2 tRNA genes and 3 rRNA genes are annotated in these 5,970 nt (G+C 54.6%); all 5 read left to right on the top strand.

The features are described 5' to 3' along the window. Positions 1-409 precede the first annotated feature (409 nt). A 16S ribosomal RNA gene (locus CK227_RS10245) occupies positions 410-1,894 on the top strand. Positions 1,895-2,192: 298 nt separating this feature from the next. Continuing rightward, a tRNA-Ile gene (locus CK227_RS10240) sits at positions 2,193-2,269 on the top strand. A gap of 56 nt (positions 2,270-2,325) precedes the next feature. Continuing rightward, positions 2,326-2,401: transfer RNA gene (locus tag CK227_RS10235), tRNA-Ala, on the top strand. A gap of 380 nt (positions 2,402-2,781) precedes the next feature. Then, positions 2,782-5,581, top strand: a 23S ribosomal RNA gene (locus CK227_RS10230). A 195-nt stretch (positions 5,582-5,776) separates the two neighbouring features. After that, positions 5,777-5,891, top strand: a 5S ribosomal RNA gene (gene rrf / locus CK227_RS10225). The 16S, 23S and 5S rRNA genes sit together here with 2 tRNA genes alongside, the layout of an rRNA operon. Positions 5,892-5,970: the final 79 nt, after the last annotated feature.

Here is a 5,970-nt window from a genome sequence, read left to right as displayed (position 1 = left end):
AAAAACTTTGGTGAAGTGTGTTGACAGTTTGGATTGGTGGCGACTATATACGCCTCACGAACGAGGGCGGTGCGCCGCTGGCGACGAAGAAGTTTGCTTCTAAGACTGCCCTCTGCGAAATTCAAGAGAGCCGCGTGAGCGACACTCGAACGGCCCCGAAGCCACAAGCGTAACGGGCCACGACACTGCGTCTGCGGTGTCTGTTCTTTGAAAATTGAATAATGAAGAAAGAGAAACGTGGGCGGCAGAGTCCTGCTGAACCTCTTACTCCGCCAGGGGTAATTGGTTCGAACGAGACTTTGGCGGATCACGTTTCGTGAGAATAAGTCTACCAAGGCATTAAGTTGCCTAGGTGTGAATGTTCTCGTCGATTCATGCGTGACCAAATAAAGCCAAATCAAAGTCTTCTAAACTTGAGAGTTTGATCCTGGCTCAGAACGAACGCTGGCGGCAGGCTTAACACATGCAAGTCGAGCGCCCCGCAAGGGGAGCGGCAGACGGGTGAGTAACGCGTGGGAATCTACCCATCTCTACGGAACAACTCCGGGAAACTGGAGCTAATACCGTATACGTCCTTTTGGAGAAAGATTTATCGGAGATGGATGAGCCCGCGTTGGATTAGCTAGTTGGTGGGGTAATGGCCTACCAAGGCGACGATCCATAGCTGGTCTGAGAGGATGATCAGCCACACTGGGACTGAGACACGGCCCAGACTCCTACGGGAGGCAGCAGTGGGGAATATTGGACAATGGGCGCAAGCCTGATCCAGCCATGCCGCGTGAGTGATGAAGGCCCTAGGGTTGTAAAGCTCTTTCAACGGTGAAGATAATGACGGTAACCGTAGAAGAAGCCCCGGCTAACTTCGTGCCAGCAGCCGCGGTAATACGAAGGGGGCTAGCGTTGTTCGGAATTACTGGGCGTAAAGCGCACGTAGGCGGATACTTAAGTCAGGGGTGAAATCCCGGGGCTCAACCCCGGAACTGCCTTTGATACTGGGTATCTCGAGTCCGGAAGAGGTGAGTGGAATTCCGAGTGTAGAGGTGAAATTCGTAGATATTCGGAGGAACACCAGTGGCGAAGGCGGCTCACTGGTCCGGTACTGACGCTGAGGTGCGAAAGCGTGGGGAGCAAACAGGATTAGATACCCTGGTAGTCCACGCCGTAAACGATGGAAGCTAGCCGTTGGCAAGTTTACTTGTCGGTGGCGCAGCTAACGCATTAAGCTTCCCGCCTGGGGAGTACGGTCGCAAGATTAAAACTCAAAGGAATTGACGGGGGCCCGCACAAGCGGTGGAGCATGTGGTTTAATTCGAAGCAACGCGCAGAACCTTACCAGCCCTTGACATCCCGGTCGCGGTTTCCAGAGATGGAAACCTTCAGTTCGGCTGGACCGGTGACAGGTGCTGCATGGCTGTCGTCAGCTCGTGTCGTGAGATGTTGGGTTAAGTCCCGCAACGAGCGCAACCCTCGCCCTTAGTTGCCAGCATTCAGTTGGGCACTCTAAGGGGACTGCCGGTGATAAGCCGAGAGGAAGGTGGGGATGACGTCAAGTCCTCATGGCCCTTACGGGCTGGGCTACACACGTGCTACAATGGTGGTGACAGTGGGCAGCGAGACCGCGAGGTCGAGCTAATCTCCAAAAGCCATCTCAGTTCGGATTGCACTCTGCAACTCGAGTGCATGAAGTTGGAATCGCTAGTAATCGCGGATCAGCATGCCGCGGTGAATACGTTCCCGGGCCTTGTACACACCGCCCGTCACACCATGGGAGTTGGTTTTACCCGAAGGCGCTGTGCTAACCGCAAGGAGGCAGGCGACCACGGTAGGGTCAGCGACTGGGGTGAAGTCGTAACAAGGTAGCCGTAGGGGAACCTGCGGCTGGATCACCTCCTTTCTAAGGAAGAACTCTAATGGAAACGCTCGCCCATCCTCGGATGGATCAGTCGAGCCTCTGCCTTTCAGTTCTCTTGGAACAAGACAGAAGATAGTCAATCTTACTGTCGCGCATACCTTAAGCGGGTCTGCCGCCTTCGTTTCTCTTTCTTCAGCGAATGACTTTGGATTGCGCTCGCGCGCCGCGTCGCACCCTTATGGGTGCTGGCGCTCCGCGAGGGCGCGGCACGAGCCGCGACGGCCGGTCGGCCTTGCGAGGCTCTGCCTCGATGCCGGCTACCATCTGCGCTTGGGGCTTAGGGCTTGTAGCTCAGTTGGTTAGAGCGCGCGCTTGATAAGCGTGAGGTCGGAGGTTCAAGTCCTCCCAGGCCCACCACTTCGCAATCCGCAAGGATTGTCGGATCTCCTCGATATCTATCGGGAAAACAATCAGGGGCCGTAGCTCAGCTGGGAGAGCGCCTGCTTTGCAAGCAGGATGTCGTCGGTTCGATCCCGTCCGGCTCCACCACTTCTTCTTCGGATGAGGGGTGTCGAGTAGAGATGAGGGAAAAAGTCATTCGTATAAAGGTTTGTGGTGAGCTTCTTGGCTCTCCGCTTGTTCTGTTTGACATCGTAAAGAGAAGATTTGTTCGAACTTCATGGGCCGCAAGGTCTCGTGATTTGTCGCAAGGGACGCTCAATCCCTTGCATATGATGGGTTTGCCTAACCGCACCCTCGAACCGATCTCGAGAAGCTGGTCTTTTTGTGCCAATGACATCGAATTGGATCCCGCACAGGATCCGATTCAGGCGACAATCCTTCGGATTGCGCGGATGCCAACCCCGTAAGGGCGAGGCTGAAGCGACAATCCCTTCGGGATTGCGCAGGTGGGCATTGGCAATGAGAACGATCAAGTGTCTTAAGGGCAATTGGTGGATGCCTTGGCATGCACAGGCGATGAAGGACGTGATACGCTGCGATAAGCTACGGGGAGGTGCGAATACCCTTTGATCCGTAGATTTCCGAATGGGGAAACCCACCTAAGGTGCTTGGAAAATCAGAGCGGCAGGGTGACTTGCCGCTGTGGTTTCCAAGTATCTGTTATAGGTAACTTATCCTGAATACATAGGGATAAAGTGGCGAACGCGGGGAACTGAAACATCTAAGTACCCGTAGGAAAGGACATCAACCGAGACTCCGGAAGTAGTGGCGAGCGAACCCGGACCAGGCCAGTGGCGATTGAGAGACAAGCGGAACCTTCTGGAAAGTAGGGCCATAGTGGGTGACAGCCCCGTACGCGTAATGCAATCAATCGTCCTCGAGTAAGGCGGGACACGTGAAATCCTGTCTGAAATTGGGGGGACCACCCTCCAAGCCTAAGTACTCGTGCATGACCGATAGCGAACTAGTACCGTGAGGGAAAGGTGAAAAGCACCCCGACAAGGGGAGTGAAAGAGTACCTGAAACCGATTGCCTACAAACAGTGGGAGCCCGCAAGGGTGACCACGTACCTTTTGTATAATGGGTCAGCGACTTAGTGTGACGAGCAAGCTTAAACCGCTAGGTGTAGGCGCAGCGAAAGCGAGTCTGAACAGGGCGTTCAGTTCGTCGCATTAGACCCGAAACCGAGTGATCTAGCCATGAGCAGGTTGAAGGTAAGGTAACACTTACTGGAGGACCGAACCCATAACTGTTGCAATAGTTCGGGATGACTTGTGGCTAGGGGTGAAAGGCCAATCAAACTCGGAAATAGCTGGTTCTCCGCGAAATCTATTTAGGTAGAGCGTCGACCGAATACCCCAGGGGGTAGAGCACTGGATGGGCTAGGGGTCCTCACCGGATTACCAAACCTAACCAAACTCCGAATACCTGGGAGTACTAGTCGGCAGACACACGGCGGGTGCTAACGTCCGTCGTGAAAAGGGAAACAACCCTGACCTACAGCTAAGGTCCCCAAGTTATGGCTAAGTGGGAAAGGATGTGAGGATCCCAAAACAACCAGGATGTTGGCTTAGAAGCAGCCATCATTTAAAGAAAGCGTAACAGCTCACTGGTCTAAATAAGGGTCTTTGCGCCGAAAATGTAACGGGGCTAAAGCCATACACCGAAGCTTAGGGTTCGTGAGCAATCACGAGCGGTAGCGGAGCGTTCTGTAAGCTGATGAAGCCATACCCGTGAGGGGTGGTGGAGGTATCAGAAGTGCGAATGCTGACATGAGTAACGTAAGGGGAGTGAGAGACTCCCCCGCCGAAAGACCAAGGGTTCCTGCTTAAAGCTAATCTGAGCAGGGTTAGCCGGCCCCTAAGACGAGGCGGAAACGCGTAGTCGATGGGAACCACGTTAATATTCGTGGGCTTGGAGGTAGTGACGGATCATTGAGGTAGTCCAATCTTATCGGATTGAACGGGCTGCTGCGTGGTTCCAGGAAATAGCTCCTCCTTATAAACCGTACCCGAAACCGACACTGGTGGTCTGGTAGAGTATACCAAGGCGCTTGAGAGAACTATGCTGAAGGAACTCGGCAAATTGCACGCGTAACTTCGGAAGAAGCGTGACCCTTTTCCACGCAAGTGGAGGAGGGTGGCACAGACCAGGGGGTAGCGACTGTTTATCAAAAACACAGGGCTCTGCGAAGTCGCAAGACGACGTATAGGGTCTGACGCCTGCCCGGTGCTGGAAGGTTAAGAGGAGGGGTGCAAGCTCTGAATCGAAGCCCCAGTAAACGGCGGCCGTAACTATAACGGTCCTAAGGTAGCGAAATTCCTTGTCGGGTAAGTTCCGACCTGCACGAATGGCGTAACGACTTCCCCGCTGTCTCCAGCATAGACTCAGTGAAATTGAATTCCCCGTGAAGATGCGGGGTTCCTGCGGTTAGACGGAAAGACCCCGTGCACCTTTACTATAGCTTTACATTGGCATTCGTAGTGGCATGTGTAGGATAGGTGGTAGGCTTTGAAACCTGGGCGCCAGCTCAGGTGGAGCCACCCTTGAAATACCACCCTTATTACTATGGATGTCTAACCGCGGCCCGTTATCCGGGTCCGGGACAATGTATGGTGGGTAGTTTGACTGGGGCGGTCGCCTCCTAAAGAGTAACGGAGGCGCGCGATGGTGGGCTCAGAACGGTCGGAAATCGTTCGCTGAGTGCAATGGCATAAGCCTGCCTGACTGCGAGACTGACAAGTCGAGCAGAGACGAAAGTCGGTCATAGTGATCCGGTGGTCCCGCGTGGAAGGGCCATCGCTCAACGGATAAAAGGTACGCCGGGGATAACAGGCTGATGACCCCCAAGAGTCCATATCGACGGGGTTGTTTGGCACCTCGATGTCGACTCATCGCATCCTGGGGCTGGAGCAGGTCCCAAGGGTATGGCTGTTCGCCATTTAAAGCGGTACGTGAGTTGGGTTCAGAACGTCGTGAGACAGTTCGGTCCCTATCTGCCGTGGGTGTAGGAATATTGAAAGGATCTGTCCCTAGTACGAGAGGACCGGGATGGACGGATCTCTGGTGGACCTGTTGTGGCGCCAGCCGCATAGCAGGGTAGCTATATCCGGACGGGATAACCGCTGAAGGCATCTAAGCGGGAAACCCACCTTAAAACGAGTATTCCCTGAGAACCGTGGAAGACGACCACGTTGATAGGCCGGGTGTGGAAGAGCGGCAACGCTTGAAGCTTACCGGTACTAATAGTTCGATCGGCTTGATCGTTCTCATTCCTTATGCCCATCGTGTAACACGATGGTCTGACCAGCGCTCACGCATGAGCGGCCCTTACGGGCCTATGCTCCGCGAGGGCGCCGGAAAACCGGCGACGCGCAGTCGCGCTTGCGGGCTTACGCCCGAAAGCCACAAACGTCGCCTTGGCACAAAAAACAGCTTCTCGAACAACGTGCGTTTTGCCGACCTGGTGGTTATGGCGGAGCGGCTGCACCCGATCCCATTCCGAACTCGGCCGTGAAACGCTCCAGCGCTGATGGTACTTCGTCTCAAGACGCGGGAGAGTAGGTCGCTGCCAGGTCTGCTAAACGCACGTTGAACTCACATCCAAGCGGATCGAGTGAAATCTTCTCTCTACGAAAATGGCCCGCCAAGGGACC

Origin of the sequence: Mesorhizobium sp. WSM4308, from assembly GCF_002294905.1 — a bacterium.
Classification (GTDB): domain Bacteria; phylum Pseudomonadota; class Alphaproteobacteria; order Rhizobiales; family Rhizobiaceae; genus Mesorhizobium.
The sequence above is the reverse complement of the archived record's forward strand: the minus strand, read 5'-3'. Positions and strand labels throughout refer to the sequence as shown.